General features: G+C 71.4%; 14 protein-coding genes. 4 read left to right on the plus strand and 10 right to left on the minus strand.

Translation table 11 applies throughout. The annotated features are described in order from the left end of the window. Positions 1-11: 11 nt before the first annotated feature. Positions 12-1,295, minus strand: a complete 1,284-nt coding sequence (gene purD, locus ASC58_RS11045) for a phosphoribosylamine--glycine ligase (protein ID WP_056916281.1) — start codon at positions 1,293-1,295, stop codon at positions 12-14. A gap of 288 nt (positions 1,296-1,583) precedes the next feature. Between purD and ASC58_RS11050 the strand changes: the two genes are divergently transcribed. After that, positions 1,584-2,582, plus strand: coding sequence for a LuxR C-terminal-related transcriptional regulator (locus tag ASC58_RS11050; protein ID WP_056919348.1), 999 nt, complete (start codon positions 1,584-1,586; stop codon positions 2,580-2,582). Positions 2,583-2,681: 99 nt separating this feature from the next. Further along, positions 2,682-4,916, plus strand: coding sequence for an AAA family ATPase (locus ASC58_RS11055; protein ID WP_056919349.1), 2,235 nt, complete (start codon positions 2,682-2,684; stop codon positions 4,914-4,916). Positions 4,917-5,034: 118 nt separating this feature from the next. Here ASC58_RS11055 and ASC58_RS11060 read toward each other — a convergent pair whose 3' ends face one another. From ASC58_RS11060 to ASC58_RS11085, 6 genes are all read right to left on the minus strand, one after another. Further along, complete coding sequence (locus ASC58_RS11060; protein WP_056916278.1) at positions 5,035-6,336, minus strand: adenylosuccinate synthase; 1,302 nt, start codon at positions 6,334-6,336, stop codon at positions 5,035-5,037. A gap of 176 nt (positions 6,337-6,512) precedes the next feature. Next, positions 6,513-6,845, minus strand: a complete 333-nt coding sequence (locus tag ASC58_RS11065) for a putative quinol monooxygenase (protein ID WP_056919350.1) — start codon at positions 6,843-6,845, stop codon at positions 6,513-6,515. Positions 6,846-6,878: 33 nt separating this feature from the next. After that, positions 6,879-7,376: a DUF1097 domain-containing protein gene (locus ASC58_RS11070; protein WP_056916276.1), complete on the minus strand. Its 498-nt coding sequence runs from the start codon at positions 7,374-7,376 to the stop codon at positions 6,879-6,881. A gap of 43 nt (positions 7,377-7,419) precedes the next feature. Then, entirely contained in the window at positions 7,420-8,454 is a 1,035-nt protein-coding gene (locus ASC58_RS11075) for an NAD(P)-dependent alcohol dehydrogenase (protein WP_200947809.1), read from the minus strand. After that, positions 8,451-9,239, minus strand: coding sequence for an iron-sulfur cluster assembly protein (locus tag ASC58_RS11080; protein WP_056919351.1), 789 nt, complete (start codon positions 9,237-9,239; stop codon positions 8,451-8,453). Before ASC58_RS11080 ends, ASC58_RS11075 begins: the two co-directional genes overlap by 4 nt. 3 nt (positions 9,240-9,242) lie before the next feature. Then, positions 9,243-10,286, minus strand: coding sequence for an amidohydrolase family protein (locus ASC58_RS11085; protein ID WP_056916275.1), 1,044 nt, complete (start codon positions 10,284-10,286; stop codon positions 9,243-9,245). A 209-nt stretch (positions 10,287-10,495) separates the two neighbouring features. On the opposite strand from ASC58_RS11085, the gene ASC58_RS11090 reads away from it, so the two are divergent. Beyond that, positions 10,496-11,995, plus strand: a complete 1,500-nt coding sequence (locus tag ASC58_RS11090; RefSeq protein ID WP_235529197.1) for a GAF domain-containing protein — start codon at positions 10,496-10,498, stop codon at positions 11,993-11,995. An 83-nt stretch (positions 11,996-12,078) separates the two neighbouring features. Here the strand turns inward: ASC58_RS11090 and ASC58_RS11095 are convergent, their stop codons facing one another. Continuing rightward, positions 12,079-12,918: a hypothetical protein gene (locus ASC58_RS11095; RefSeq protein WP_056919352.1), complete on the minus strand. Its 840-nt coding sequence runs from the start codon at positions 12,916-12,918 to the stop codon at positions 12,079-12,081. A gap of 369 nt (positions 12,919-13,287) precedes the next feature. On the opposite strand from ASC58_RS11095, the gene ASC58_RS11100 reads away from it, so the two are divergent. Further along, positions 13,288-13,839 carry a hypothetical protein gene (locus ASC58_RS11100; protein WP_056919353.1) on the plus strand — a complete coding sequence of 184 codons (552 nt, stop codon included), beginning with the start codon at positions 13,288-13,290 and terminating at the stop codon, positions 13,837-13,839. A 61-nt stretch (positions 13,840-13,900) separates the two neighbouring features. Here ASC58_RS11100 and ASC58_RS11105 read toward each other — a convergent pair whose 3' ends face one another. Both ASC58_RS11105 and fbaA read right to left on the minus strand, forming a co-directional pair. After that, positions 13,901-14,305, minus strand: a complete 405-nt coding sequence (locus ASC58_RS11105; protein WP_056919354.1) for a DUF3151 domain-containing protein — start codon at positions 14,303-14,305, stop codon at positions 13,901-13,903. Then, complete coding sequence (gene fbaA, locus ASC58_RS11110; RefSeq protein ID WP_056916271.1) at positions 14,302-15,327, minus strand: class II fructose-bisphosphate aldolase; 1,026 nt, start codon at positions 15,325-15,327, stop codon at positions 14,302-14,304. The genes ASC58_RS11105 and fbaA overlap by 4 nt, the downstream gene beginning before the upstream one ends. Between the last annotated feature and the right edge of the window lie 35 nt (positions 15,328-15,362).

The following is a 15,362-nucleotide window of genomic DNA, read 5'->3' on the forward strand; positions in this document are numbered from 1 at the left end:
CGGCGGGGTCGTCAGCCGACGTGGAGCTCGTCGCGCTCGGCCGCCAGGGCGATGTCGGTGCGATGGTGGGACCCGTCGAGCTCGATCGAGGCCACCCCCTCGTAGACCCGTTCCCGGGCCTGGCTGAGGCTCTCCCCGAGGGCCACGACCGACAGCACGCGGCCGCCCGCCGAGACCAGAGTGCCGTCGTCGGCGCGGCCGGTACCGGCGTGCAGGACGTAGACGGTCGGCACCTCGGTGGCGGCCTCGATCCCGGTCACGGGGTCACCCGTGCGCGGGGTGCCCGGGTAGTTGTGCGAGGCGACGACGACGGTCACCGCGTGCTGCGGCGACCAGTGCAGCGCGCCGACCTCGGCCAGCCGTCCGGTGGCCGCTGACAGGAGCAGCCCACCCAGGGGGGTTTGCAGCCGCGCCAGCACCACCTGGGTCTCCGGGTCGCCGAACCGCGCGTTGAACTCGATCACCCGAGGACCACGGCTCGTCAGCGCCAGCCCGATGAACAGCACCCCGGAGAACGGCGTCCCGCGGCGGCGCATCTCGTCGACGGTCGGCTGGGCGACGCGGGTGACGAGCTCGTCGACCATCGAGGCCGGCGCCCAGTCGAGCGGGGAGTAGGCACCCATGCCGCCGGTGTTGGGGCCGCGGTCCTCGTCGAAGACCCGCTTGAAGTCCTGCGCCGGAGCCAACGGCACGACCGTCTCCCCGTCGCAGAGGACGAACAACGACACCTCCGGCCCGTCGAGGAACTCCTCGACGACCACCCGCCCGTCCTCCTTGGCGAGGCAGCCCCGGGCGTGCTCGAGGGCGGCGTCACGGTCGTCCGTGACGACGACGCCCTTGCCCGCGGCGAGGCCGTCGTCCTTGACCACGTATGGCGCGCCCATGGCGTCGAGCGCGTCGGCCACCTCGTCCTCGGTCGCGCACACGCGGGCGAGGGCCGTCGGCACCTCGGCGGCAGCCATGACCTCCTTCGCAAAGGCCTTGCTGCCCTCGAGGCGGGCGGCCTCGGCGGACGGGCCGAAGACGGGGAAGCCGGCCGCGCGCACCACGTCGGCCACTCCGGCGACGAGCGGGGCCTCCGGGCCGATGACCACGAGGCCGACCGAGTGCCGGCGCGCCAGCTCGACCACACCGTCGCCGTCGAGCAGGCCTGCGGGGAGCGGCTCGCACAGGGCCACGGCGTCCATGCCGGGGTTGCCGGGAGCCACCACCACGGCGTCGACGTCCGGGTCCGCGCCGAGCGCCTTGACAATGGCGTGCTCACGAGCACCGGACCCGACGACGAGAACCTTCACGCGCCCAGCGTAGAGAACCGGGCGGGAGATGAGTGCGCGGCGTCCCGGGGAGGCAGGGGGGACATTCTCCCGGGGACGCCGCGCAGCCGACGTGCGGTCGCCTGGCGGGGGAACCTGCGACCGGGCACGTGGGTCGACGAATCGACTCGGCCCAGATTGGACCATGACGGGTCCGCACGTAAAGTCTCGACGTGGCGGACTTGCGCCATTGACGGGATCTCGCCAACACAGCACCATGGGTCGCGGCCACTCACCTCGGACCGAGGAGCAGAGCATGGGCAGGACCTCGTGAGCGACGCCGTCGCCGCCTTGGGACTCGGCAACCACGGTGACGGTGACGCCGTGGTGACGCGGGTCTACCTCGCGGCGCTGCAGCACCCGGAGCCGACCCGGTCCCTGCTCGTGGCGCAGGGGATGAAGGCGCCTCTCGTCGACCACTCGTTGGAGGTGCTGCAGGAGCGCGGCCTCGTCCGTCTGCAGCCCGGTGGTGTCATCGAGGTCATCCCGCCCGACATCTCCCTGCCGACGCTCGCACTCAGCTACGAACGACGGGCACGCGAGACACGGTCGGCGGCGCACGAGCTCGCGCAGGTCTTCTTCCAGGCCCGGGCCGCTACGACGACCCCCGACGCGGGCACCATACGCATCCTCGCCTCGCTGGACGAGATGGCTGCGGTGACCGCCGAGGCCGTTGCGGCAGGAACGGAGATCGTCCGCGTCTTCCGCGCGCCGTCGCCACGGACGGACGCCATCTTCGACAGCCCGATGCACAGCCACGAGGAGCCGAGCAGGGGCGCCGGCGGGATCGTCCTCGACATGGCCTCGGTGTACGACTCCCGCATCCTGGAGATCCCCGACGCTCTCACCATCCTCGAGGCCCGGGAGCGCGGCGGCGAACGCTTCCGCCTCACGACCAGCGTCCCGTTCTCCTGCGTGATCGTCGACGAGTCGGCCGCCATCGTGGACGTCAGCTCGTTCGACCCGACGGGGTTCGGGTCGGCGCTCGTGCGCGCGCGGGCGATGGTCCTGGCGCTGATCTCGCTGTTCGACCACCTGTGGACGCTCGGTTCGCCGTTGCAGCGTGCGGGGACGGGCAGCGCCGCCGAGCAACGCGACCAGCTCATCCTGTCGCTGCTCGCGGCCGGCGCGCCCGATGCGACGATCGCCCGCCAGACCGGCGTCTCCCAACGCACCGTGGAGCGGCGGGTGCGCGCGCTCATGGACCAGCTCGGCGCCGGGACCCGGTTCCAGGCCGGCGTCCAGGCAGGGAGGCGGGGCCTGATCTGAGGCCCGGCGTGGGATGGCGCGAAGACACCCGGGGACGCGGGGCTAGACTCGTGCGTTCTCTGCGGGACGAGCAGGCCGTTCGACAAGAAAGTCACCACCGTGACCGCTCCGGATCACCAGTCCTCCACCTCCAACAGGGCGACCACCGCCGAGGTGGCGCGCGAGATCGCCGTCGAGCAGGCGCACGTCGACGTCGTCTACGCCGAGCTCGCGAAGGCCAAGCTCCGGGCGGGCCTGGTCGAGACCGACGGGCTCGCGCGGGGGCGCACCGACCGCACGGGCGACGTCCGGGACGAGGAGCTGACCGGGCTGTTCGAGCGCGACGCCCTGGTGTTCAACGCCGCCCGACGCCGCTCGACCCTCGACACGCAGTTCGAGGGCCTGGTGTTCGGCCGGCTCGACCTCGACCACGCCCTGTCCAAGGAAGGCGCCGACAGCGACCGCGAGACCCGCTACATCGGCCGGCTCGGCGTCCGCGACGACGACTACGAGCCGCTGGTCGTCGACTGGCGCGCGCCGGCAGCGGCGGCCTTCTACCGCGCCACCCCCGTGGAGCCGATGGACGTCCTGCGCCGCCGGGTGCTGCGCTGCAAGGGCCCTGACGTCGTCGGCGTCGAAGACGACCTCATGGTGGCGGAGGCACCGGACGACCTCGTCGTGGTCGGCGACGGCGCCCTGCTCGCGGCGCTGACCCGCAGCCGCGGCGCCCAGATGCGCGACATCGTCGCCACGATCCAGCGCCACCAGGACGAGGCCATCCGCGCCTCCGCCCGCGGCATCACCGAGATCACCGGCGGACCCGGTACCGGGAAGACGGTCGTCGCCCTGCACCGGGCCGCCTACCTGCTCTACTCCGACCGGCGCCGCTTCGAGAACGGCGGGATCCTCGTCGTCGGGCCGTCGTCGGCCTACACCGCCTACATCGAGCGCGTCCTCCCCTCGCTCGGCGAGGAGTCGGTGACGCTGCGCTCCCTCGGCGACGTCGTGGACGGGGTCACCGCGGTGCGCCTCGACAGCCCCCAGGTCGCGGCGGTCAAGGGGTCCCTGCGCGTGCGACGCCTCCTGTCGAGGGCCGCCGCCGACAGCCCTCCCGGTGCGCCGACACAGTTCCGGGCGTTCGTGGGAGGCAACGCCGTCCGCATCGACACCCCTGCCCTCGACCGCATCCGCGCCCAGGTCCTGCGCAGCCACCAGCGCAACCTTTCCGCCAAGGCCGTCCGCGCGCAGCTGGCGGAGGCCGCCTGGAACAGCGTGCGCGAGGGCGACCGGGGCGAGTTCATGGACCACTTCGAGGACCACCTCGAGGTGGACGCGTTCCTCGAGCGCTGGTGGCCCCAGGTCGACCCGCGCGAGGTCCTGCTCTGGCTCGCCGACCCCGAGCTGGCCACCCGCCACGGGCGCGGTGTGCTGACCGCTTCCGAGTGCGAGGCGTTCGCAGCCTCCATGCGGGAGGCCCTGCGGACCGGGACCTGGTCCGTGGCCGACGCAGCCCTCGTCGACGACCTGGCCGCCCGCATGGGGTCGGTCCAGGAAGCCGCGGTCGAGGAGCGCGGCTTCTACGAGATCGAGGAGCTCGACGACGTCTCGCAGTTCGGCGTCGCGGAGGTGCGGGCCACCCGGCAGTCGGGAGCGGGCTCGGCCAACGCCTGGTCCCGGATCGCCGTCACCGACCCGCGCGAACGGCTGCTGCAGGGACGGGTCGAGGGCCCCGGCGAGTACGCCCACGTCCTCGTCGACGAGGCGCAGGACCTCTCCCCCATGCAGTGGCGCATGCTCGGCCGCCGCGGCCGCTACTCGTCGTGGACCGTGGTCGGCGACGCCGCGCAGGCCTCGTGGCCCGACGCCGCCGAGTCGGGGCGCGCCCGGGAGGAGGCGTTCGGCACGCAGGCGCGACGGCTGTTCCACATGGACACCAACTACCGCAACGCCCGCGAGATCTTCGACTACGCGGCTGCGGTCGTGAAGGCGCAGGTCCCCGACGCCGACATCCCGCAGGCCGTCCGTGAGACCGGCGCGCACCCCCTCGACCTCACGGTCGGCGACGGCGACTGGGCGGCGGTGGCCACCGAGGCCGTCGAGGTGCTGCTCGGCGAGGTCGAGGGCTCGATCGCCGTGATCACCCCCGAACGCCACCACTCGGCGCTGGCCGCCGTCGGCGAGCTCGGCGACCGCGTGGTCGTCATCGACCCGATGTCCACCAAGGGCCTCGAGTACGACGCCACGGTCGTCGTCGACCCGGACGAGATCACGGCCGAGTCACCCGGTGGCGTGCGGGTCCTCTACGTCGCGCTGACCCGAGCAGCGCACCGCATGACCGTCCTGCGACCCGCCTGACAGGTCGAGCCCGCCTGCCCTGCAGCAACCTCTGCTAGCAGAGGTTGCTGCAGGAGGATCACGCTGCTGCCTACGGCTCGGGCAGCAGCCTGTGCTGAGTGAGGCGCAGGGCCGAGGGTCAGTCGCCGAGCAGGGAGTGGCGGCTGATGATCTCGTCGCGGCCGGGGCCGACACCGATCGCGGAGACGCGGGCGCCGATGAGCTCCTCGAGGCGCAGCACGTAGGCCTGCGCGTTCGCCGGCAGGTCCTCGAACCTGCGGCACTCGGTGATGTCCTCCCACCAGCCCGGCAGCTCCTCGTAGATCGGCTTCGCGTGGTGGAAGTCGGTCTGGTTGACCGGCATCTCGTCGTGCCGCACCCCGTCGACGTCGTAGGCGACGCAGACCGGCACGGTGTCGAGACCCGTGAGCACGTCGAGCTTGGTGATGACGAAGTCGGTGGTGCCGTTGATCCGGGTGGAGTAGCGGCCGACCACGGTGTCGACCCAGCCGCAGCGACGCGGGCGGCCGGTGGTCGTCCCGAACTCGGCCCCCGTCTTGCGCAGGAACTCGCCGTTGGCGTCGAACAGCTCTGTGGGAAAGGGCCCCTCGCCCACACGGGTCGAGTACGCCTTGAGGATCGCGATGACCCGGTCGACGCGAGTCGGCGGGATGCCGGAACCGGTGCAGGCGCCACCGGCGGTCGCGTTGGACGACGTGACGAACGGGTAGGTGCCGTGGTCGACGTCGAGCAGGGTCGCCTGGCCGGCCTCGAGCAGCACCGTCTTGCCCTCGTTGAGGGCCTTCTCGAGGACCAGGGAGGTGTCGGCGACCATGGGACGCAACCGCTCGGCATACCCGAGGAGCTCGTCCATCACCTCGTCGACCTCGACGGCGCGACGGTTGTAGATCTTGGCGAGGATCTGGTTCTTGAAGGCCAGGGCGGCCTCGACCTTCTGGCGCAGGATCTTCTCGTCGAAGAGGTCCTGGACGCGGATCCCGTTGCGGGACATCTTGTCGGCGTAGGTGGGGCCGATGCCACGACCGGTCGTGCCGATCTTGCGCGAGCCGAGGAAGCGCTCGGTGACCTTGTCGAGGACCCGGTTGTACGGCGCGATGATGTGCGCGCTCGCGCTGACGAGCAGGCGCGAGGTGTCGACGCCGCGGGCCTCGAGCCCGTCGAGCTCCTCGAACAGGACGGCGAGGTCGACCACCACGCCGTTGCCGATGACGGGGGTGCAGGTCGGCGTGAGGATGCCGGAGGGCAGCAGGTGCAACGCGTACTTCTCGCGCTTGCCGTCCTTCTCGATGACGATCGTGTGACCGGCGTTGTTGCCACCGTTGAACTTCACGACGTAGTCGACGTCGCTGCCCAGGAGGTCGGTCGCCTTGCCCTTGCCCTCGTCGCCCCACTGCGCGCCCACGAGCACGATTGCCGGCATACCAGCACCTCTTCCATCACTACGGTTGTCCTGCGGTCATGCAGCGAGCCCCTCGCGTACAGCGCGGGGCCCGTACCGGTGAAGGCTACCGGTCCGTGGGGAGGCAGGGCACCGGCGACCACGCAGCCGTGGCGTCGGCCCCGCCGCGCCGGCTGCGGCGGGGCCGATGGGCACCGTCAGGACCCGCGGGGCGAGATCTCCCCCATCGGACCGAAGCCGGTCACCTCGTCCGCGTCAACGTAGATGATCTGCGGCTGGGCAGAGACGATGTCCGGCATCTCGGCCATGAACCGCGCGACGTGCTCCTGGCCCATGTGCTCCCGGCCGGCGTCCGAGTCACGGAAACCCTCGATGCAGACGTACGTCTGCGGCTCCGTGAGGCTCCTGGAGAACTCGAAGAACACGCACCCGGGCTCCTCGTTGACGGCCTTGGCGTAGAAGGACGACAGCTCGCCCCACTCGTCGAGCTTGTCCTCGCGGATCGGGAACTTCACGGTGATGAGAATCATCGGCTTCGCTCCTTGGGTAGGGGTTGGGCTGACCTAGGCCGCGGCCTGGGCCGGGGCGACCGGGGGCTCGGTCGTCCGCGTCCGTCCGTCCACGGCCACCTGCAGCCGGGTACCGAGCACCCCGGACGCCCAGCCGAGCAGGGCACCCACCACGAGGGCGATCGCCGTGGGCCAGAAGGAGAAGGCCGTGCCGAAGTAGGCGGCGGCGCCGACGAACGCCCCGGGGATGAACGAGAGCGTCGACCATCCGGCCTGCAGGCACATGAGGGCGGCCACGACGCCCACGGCGATGGCGAGGGCGCCGGGGAACGACGCCACACCGATGAACGCGGCGACCAGCCAGCCGTACGCCAGCCCGGACAGGTTTGCCGCGAGGCCGCGGGTGAAGCCCACGCGCCCCGTGCCGGCGGCGAAGTAGCAGGCCCAGGCGAGGAACCCGACCCAGGTCACGAGGTCGAGACTGACGCTGACCTGGGTCCAGACTGCTGCGAGGACGCCGATCGACACGGCGACGCCGAGGTAGTTCTTCATGACGGACTCCTTTGTCCGAGTGGTGGGTGGGGCTCCGGCCGGGTCACGGCACGAGGATGGCGCGCCCGCGGACGTCGCCGTTGTCGAGGTCGGTGACCGCCTGCTGGAAGTCGTCGAGCGCGTACTTCTGGGTGTGCAGCGTGACCGCCCCGGTCGCCGCCAGGGCCATCAGGTCCTGGAGGTCGTTGTAGGACCCGACGAGGTTGCCGACGACGTTCTTCTCGGTGGAGACGAGATCGATGGTGGGGACGTCGACGTTCTCGCCGTAGCCGACGACGTGGTAGTCGCCGGCCTGTCGGGTCATGGCGATGCCCTCGGAGGTTGACCCGTTCTCCCCCACGAAGTCGACGACCACCTCGGCACCGAAGCCACCGGTCAGCCCGAGCACCGCGTCCACCTGGCCGCCGTCGGCGAGCACTCCCTCGTGAGCCCCGATCGTGGTCGCCAGGTCCAACGCCGCCTGGTTGCGGTCGACGACGACGAGACGGGCGGGCGAGAGGGCCCGGAGGACCTGGATGCCGATGTGCCCCAGACCTCCTGCGCCGATGACCACGCACGTGTCGCGCGGGGTCAGGCGGCGGGCCGCCTTGGCAGCGGCGTGGTATGCCGTGAGCCCGGCGTCCGCGAGCGCGGCCACGTCGGCGGGCTCGAGGGAGTCGTCGATGCGGACGACGGAACGGGCGGACGTGAGCAGGTACTCGGCATACCCCCCGTTGGTGCTGATGCCGGGGAAGGCGTTGTTCTCGCAGTGGACGTCGTCGCCGGAGCGGCAGGCGCGGCAGAGGCCGCAGGTGATGAGGGGATGGAGGATGACCTTGTCGCCCTCCTTGACGTTCGTCACGGCCGAGCCCACCGCGTGCACCCACCCCGCGTTCTCGTGGCCGATCGTGTAGGGCAGGGTCACCTGGGACTTCTCGGCCCACTGACCCTCGAGGATGTGCAGGTCGGTGCGACACACTCCGGCGCCGCCGATCCGGACGACGACGTCCCACGGACCCTGCGCCTCGGGCACGGGGACCTCGGTCATCTCGAGCTTCTCGTGGTAAGCGACGACCTGGACGGCTCGCATGGTGCTCATCGGGGAATCTCCTTCACGGTCACGGGGATCAGGTGGTGGTGGTCTGCCGGCTCCGCACCGTCGGGGCGAGGCGCCTGGTCCGCACCCGACCCCTCGTAGCGGGTCCGCAGCAGACCCCGGCAGAAGTGCGCATTGCCGTCGATCGAGATCCGGGTCGACCGTGCCCGGCGCAGTGCCATCGGCACCTCGTCGGGCGAGTACCCGCGACCCTCGTGGTCGACGAGCACCAGCGCGTCGGGGTCGTCGGGCAGGCCGATGGCCTCCCGCCGGCGCAGCAGCGCCTCGGTCGTGCGACCCGGACCGAGGTGTCGCAGCCGGACCGAACCCACCATGCTCTCGGGCAGGGTGGGCTTCGAGCGCAGGAGCTCGGTCAGCACCCGCTCCGCGGCGGCCGTGTGGGCCTTGCGGCGGAAGGTCATCCGGAGCTCGTCGAGGCTGCTCTCCGCCTCGTGGCCGAAGGTGCCGACGTACCCGGCATCGGCGGCCAGCCCGGCGTTGATGAGGGCCGAGTCGTGGTGGTCGTCGAGCTCGACGACCACCACGCCGACACCGTCGAGTGCGCTGAGGGCGTCCTTGGCGTCGGAGGCCATGAGGTAGGCGAAGTTCGGCGAGCAGAACGACGTGGGCAGCCGCAGGTGGACCGTGACGTCGTCGCCGTCGATGTCGACCGAGCGGACGAAACCGAGGTCGGTGACCGGTTCGTCGAGCTCGGGGTCGATGACGGTGTCGAGGGCGCGGCGGACGTCAGCCCTCGACACCGTCTGCCGGTCGGTGAGGACGGTCATCGCTCAGACCGTCGCCAGGTCGGCCGCGGCCGGGTCGCGCGGACCGGTCTCGGTGGTGTCGGCCTCCGGGAGGCGCAGCTCCGCGGGCACCTCGATGCCGTACATCTTCGCCGCGTTGAGACCGAGGATCTTCTTCTTCTGCGCGGTCGTGAGCGGGGCGTACTCCGTCAGGTCCGCAGGGATCTGGAAGTCGACGAACTGCTCCACGAGCCACTTCGGGGTCCAGATCGCGTAGTCGCTGGAGAAGAAGATCCGGTCCTCGCCGATCCAGTAGAGGAGCTCGCCGAGGATCTGTGCGAAGTAGCGCGGGCGGGTGTGCATGAAGGGCATCGCGACGGCCAGGCCGCCGTAGACGTTCGGCTCCTGCGTCGCGATCCAGCAGAAGTCCTCCAGGCGGGGGAGGCCGACGTGCTCGACGATGAAGTTGAGGTCAGTGAAGTCCGTTGCCACGGCGTCGATGTCCGCCACGTCGAAGGCGTCCCGGTCGAGCGGGCGGATCGTGGGGCCCTTGTGCACGTGGATGTTGGTGACACCGAGCTTGCGGCACTCCTCGAGGTACCGGTAGGCCCAGGGGTCGGTGAGCTTCCAACCCCGGGACTCACCGTGCCACTCGGCCGTGTACAGCTTCACTCCGGTGAACTTCATCGCCTCGTGGTCGGCGCGCAGCTGGTCCAGCCCCTGCTCGCCGTTGCGCGGGTCGAAGTTGTGGTTGTACGTGAGCCTGGTCGGGTTGGCGGCGGCGAGCTCGTACGCCTCCTTCGTCTGACCGAAGCCGGTGTTGTAGAACTCGGTCAGCGCTGCCGGCTGGAAGATCGCGTGGTCGACGTACCCGTCCTCGAAGAGGTCCTTCATGAGGCGCTGGCCGCCCTGGTAGAGGTAGTCCTCGTAGCTCCACACCTCGGCCTCGGGGGACAGGTTTCGGTGGTAGTCGTAGAAGCAGTCGATGAACTGCTTGCCGTGCTCGTTGCGCAGGTTCTCCGGACGCGCGTCCCACAGGGCGATGTGCGCGTCGACGATGAAGTAGCTCTCGCCGTCCTTGGTGTACATGGACTTCTCCTTCCCGCGACCTCGTCGTCGCGGACCGTTCCCCTGACGTCGTCGTCCCGGGTGCTCCCGAAGTTAGGCAGGCATCGATCCGGCCGGGAGGGGGTCGGCGTCTCAATGTGAGACGACCCGCTCGTCTCACATTGAGACGGCGACCCCTCGTCATCCGGGCGTGGCGGAGCTACCGTCGGACCAGCGAGAGGAGGTCGAGGGTGACCGCCGAGGACGACGCGGCCCTGCCGCAGCGCGCGACCGCGCCCCCGGGCGTGGGCGCGGTCGCCGCGCCGTCCAAGCGCCTGCTCGCGTCGTGGCGCCGCAGCGCGGAGTACGGCGTGTCCCTCGAGGAGGTCGAGCCTGTGTGGGCCGGGTCACCCGTGACCGACTCGCTGTTCAGCGAGTGCGGTCACGAGGTCCTCACCAACCTGTACCAGACCCTCGCCGACGAGCCGCTCAGCCTGATGCTGACCGACGCCGACGGCCTGGTGCTCAACAGATTCTCGGGTGACACCAGCCTGCTGCGGGCGCTCGACAGGGTGCACCTCGCACCGGGGTTCGCCTTCTCGGAGCGGGAGGCCGGCACCAACGGCCTCGGCCTCGCGCTCGCCGACCGTTCGCCCACCCTGGTCCGCGCCGAGGAGCACTACAGCGCGAGCCTGTGCACCTACACCTGTGCTGCCGTGCCCGTGATCGACCCCGTCGGCGGCCAGCTCGAGGGCTGCGTCAACATCACGACGTGGTCGCGCTCCTCCGCGGGCCTGCTGCTCGCCCTGGCGGAGTCGGCCGCCAGCACCACCAGTGCGCTCATGCTCGCCCGGTCGAGCGGGCGCACGCCACGACCCGCGACCCGAGGCGGCGTCTTCCGGGTCCAGCGGGCACGGCTCGAGCCCGCGGCCGGGACCGTGCGGGCGATGTCGGCGCCGTGGGTGGATGCGCTCGACGCCGCCTGCGCGGCACTGCGCTCCGGCCGGGTCGTGGCCGCCGTGGGCGAGCCCGGGTCCGGGCGGGCGACGCTGCTGGGTCAGGCCCTGCGCCGGGCCCACCCACGGATCCGCATCCTCAGCGCCGACGTCCCGGCCCCCGAGGACGTCGAGGCCTGGTTGAGCCTCTGGACCCCAGAGCTCGCCAAGCCCGACACCGCGGTCGTCGTCGAGAACGTCGACCGCCTCCCCGCGTGGGCGGCCCACGAGCTGCGGCAGCGGGCGGTGGCCGCCCTGCAGCAGAGGTCTCCGGAGGGTGTGCACCCGTTGACGTGGGCGGTGACCGCCGTCGACCTCGACGCCGTTCCGGCGCCACTCGGCCCCTTGGTCGACACCGTCGTCCCGGTCCTGCCCCTGCGTGAACGCGGCGAGGACCTCCTGCTCCTCGCCAGGTGGGCCGCGCACCAGGCCCGGATGCGCGAGGTCGACTTCACCGCCGCCGCCGAGCAGGCGCTGCTCGCCCACGACTGGCCCGGCAACGTCGACGAGCTCGTCGCGGTCGTCCACGACGCCGCGACGAGGGCGGAGACCATCGACGTCCGCCACCTCCCGCCCGCCTTCTCCGCTCCCGGCGGGCACCGGCTGACGCGGATGGAGACGGTGGAGCGCGACGAGATCGTGCGCGTCATGGCCGGTCACCCCGCGTCGGTCGGGGACGCCGCCACCCGGCTCGGCATGAGCCGCGCAACGCTGTACCGCAAGTTGCGCTACTACGGGGTGACGCGGCCCGGCTGAGGTCCCGACGCCGAGGTCCCGACGCCTGAGGTCCCGACCGGCCCGGGTCGACGCCGCTCGCGAGAGGATGAAGGAGGTGAGGGCTACCGGTCCGTGGAGCGGTCGAGGGCGACGAGTCCGGCCCGCGCAGCGGCGACGCCGAGCTGGAACCGCGTCTGCACGCCGTACTGGTCCATCAGCTGCGCCATCCGCCGCCGGACGGTGCGCAGGCTGCACCCGAGGTAGCGCGCGATGGACTCGTCCTTCAGGCCCAGCTCGAGCAGGCGGACCAGCTCGGCGTCGTCGTCGTTGCCCGGCCCGTCGGACGCGATCGGCAGGGCCCGCGCGAACGAGCGGTCGAACAGGGCGGTGAACGCCGCGATGACCATGGGGTCCCGGATGAGGACGTAGTCGGCCGCGGGGTTGGCCCACTCCGCGACCGCGACCAGCGCCTGGTCGTCGAAGATGGCGAACTCGCTGGGCGGCACGAGGCTGACCCGTTGCTCCTCCCCGGCATCGGCCCACGACCGCACCCACGCCCGACCGGCCTCGCTGTCGAGGATGTCCATCGGGTAGATGGTCTGCTGGCGGAAGGCACCGCTGCTGATGAGGGACTGGGTGTTGCGGATGTTGTCGGCGTCGGTGCCCGAACCGATGTCGATGCTCAGGGCGCAGTTGCGGGCGATGGTCGTGGTGGCGTCGATGAGGTGGCGCAGCAGTGGCGGCGCCAGGTGCGCGGGGAGCGCCTCGAGGACCACCTGCCCCCGGGCCGCCGAGGTCGCGGGGTGGGCGGCGAGCTCGAACAACGCGTAGCGCACCTCGGCCAGCTCGGCCCGACGCACCTCGAGGTTGCGCTCCCCGCGTTCGAGGATGCGGTGCATGCGCTCGAGCGGGCCCGCGAACAGGGCTTCGAGCTCGTGCGCGGGTACGTCCTTGCTGGTCACAGGCCCCTCCCCCGACATTTCGTCATCATCTGGCCATTGACACCATAGTGCCACCTGCCCGCCGGTACGGCAGGGCACAATGAGTCCGCCAGCTCGTCGAATCGGCAGGGGACGACCAGACGGGCGGTACGCAGGGCCGGTCTCCGGACCAGTCCGCAGGGGGCGACGCCGGGGGGTGGGATCCGATGGATCCCACCCCCCGGCTTCACAGCGTGGGGCTTCGCTGGGGGCCCCTCCGCCGGTCCACCGATGCGTCACGACCGGGCAGCACGCACCCGTCACGACCACGGGGCACCCAACCCCACGGCCCCGTATGGCGTCGACGAGGGTGAGGGGGCACGCGCCCGGACCGCACGACAGGGGAGACCGATGACCAGCCAGCGCACGACCACCGCCCTGACCGCCACCGCGGGACTGCTCGTCGTGGGGGCGCTCGCTGCCTGCGGCAGCCCGGGTGGGGCGTCCGGCTCGTCGGCCACCTCGAACCCCTCGTCCACCACCTCGAGCCCCTCGTCCACCAGCTCGACCGCTGGACCGAGCCCCACGACGGTCACCGTCACCGTCACCGCCGGCTCCCCCACTCGCACCCCGCACATCGACCCGTCGCCCACCACGCCGCCGGCAGCCAAGGACGCCCCCGCCATCCCTCGATCGGCGCAGGACTACGGCACGGCGTTCGTTAAGGCCTGGGTCGACGACGACCGCACCCGGGCCGACCAGCTCGGGACCCCGGCGTCGGTCAAGGCGGCCTTCGCCAGCCGGGTCGACACCATGCCGAGGTTCGTCCGCTGCGAGGGGGCGGCCGGCTCGAGCTACTGCACCTGGCAGGGCGACGAGTACACGATGCAGGTTCGACTCCGCAACGACCTTGCGTCCCTGGGGCAGCCGCACGCGGTCACCGAGGTGGTCTTCCAGCACTGAGGGCGTGGGCGCCGTGCGCCCACGCCCTCGATGACCCGCCCACTGCGGGCAGGTCGGTGACCTAGAGGCCGAGCTCGCGCGCCCCGGTGGTCGAGGAGTCGCGCAGGAACTCGGTGCACCGGTGCTGCTCGTCGGTCTCGCCGATCGCTCCTGCGGCCTTGGCCAGCGCGGCGAGCGCACGCAGGAACCCGCGGTTGGGCTCGTGCTCCCACGGCACCGGGCCCTGGCCGCGCCAACCGTTCTTGCGCAACGAGTCCAGGGCCCGGTGGTAGCCGGTGCGGGCGTAGGCGTAACCCTCGACGGTGCGGCCATCGGCGAGGGCGTCCTCGGCGAGCGTCGCCCAGGCGAGCGACGACGTGGGGTGCGCCGCGGCCACCTGGTCGGCAGCCACGCCGTCGTCCAGCAGGCGTGCTGCGGGGTCGACGGGCAGCCGGGTCTCGGGGATGCCGAGCAGGTTGTCGCTCATGCGTGGGTGCCGGCCGATCGCAGGTGCTGGCAGGCCTCGACGACCCGGGCAGCCATCCCGGCCTCGGCCTCCTTGCCCCAGGCACGCGGGTCGTACTGCTTCTTGTTGCCGACCTCGCCGTCGATCTTGAGGACACCCTCGTAGTTGGTCAGCATGTAGCCGGCCACGGGACGGGTGAAGGCGTACTGCGTGTCGGTGTCGATGTTCATCTTCACGACGCCGTAGTCGACCGCGGCCGCGATCTCCTCGGCGGTCGAGCCGGACCCACCGTGGAAGACGAGGTGGAACGGCTTCTCGTCGGCGGTGCCGAACTCCCGGTGCACGGCGTCCTGCGCAGCCTTGAGCACCTCGGGCTTGAGCTTGACGTTGCCCGGCTTGTAGACGCCGTGGACGTTGCCGAAGGTCAGGGCCGTCATGAAGTAGCCGTTCTCACCGGTGCCGAGGGCCTTGGCCGTGGCGATGGCGTCCTCCGGCGTGGAGTACAGCTTGTCGTTGATCTCGTTGGCGACCCCGTCCTCCTCGCCACCGACGACGCCGACCTCGATCTCGAGGATGACGTGGGCGGACTTGCAGGCGTCGAGCAGCTCACGTGCGATCGAGAGGTTCTCGTCGAGCGGCACGGCCGAGCCGTCCCACATGTGCGACTGGAACCACGGGGTGCCGCCGGCCTTGACCCGCTCGGCCGAGGCGGCCAGCAGCGGGCGCACGAACCCGTCGAGCTTGTCCTTGGGGCAGTGGTCGGTGTGGAGCGCGATGTTGACGTCGTAGTTCTTCGCGACCTCGTGCGCGTACGCGGCCAGCGCCAGCGAGCCGGCGACCATGTCCTTGACCGTCGGGCCGGAGAGGTACTCCGCGCCACCGGTCGAGACCTGGACGATGCCGTCGCTGCCGGCCTCGGCGAACCCGCGGATCGCGGCGTTGAGCGTCTGCGAGGACGACACGTTGATGGCGGGGTACGCGAAGGAGCCTGCCTTCGCGCGGTCCAGCATGTCGGCATACACCTCGGGGGTGGCGATGGGCATGGTCTCTCCTTCGTTGGCACGGCGACGGGCACGGC

This window comes from Phycicoccus sp. Root101 (assembly GCF_001426245.1).
Classification (GTDB): Bacteria; Actinomycetota; Actinomycetes; order Actinomycetales; family Dermatophilaceae; genus Pedococcus.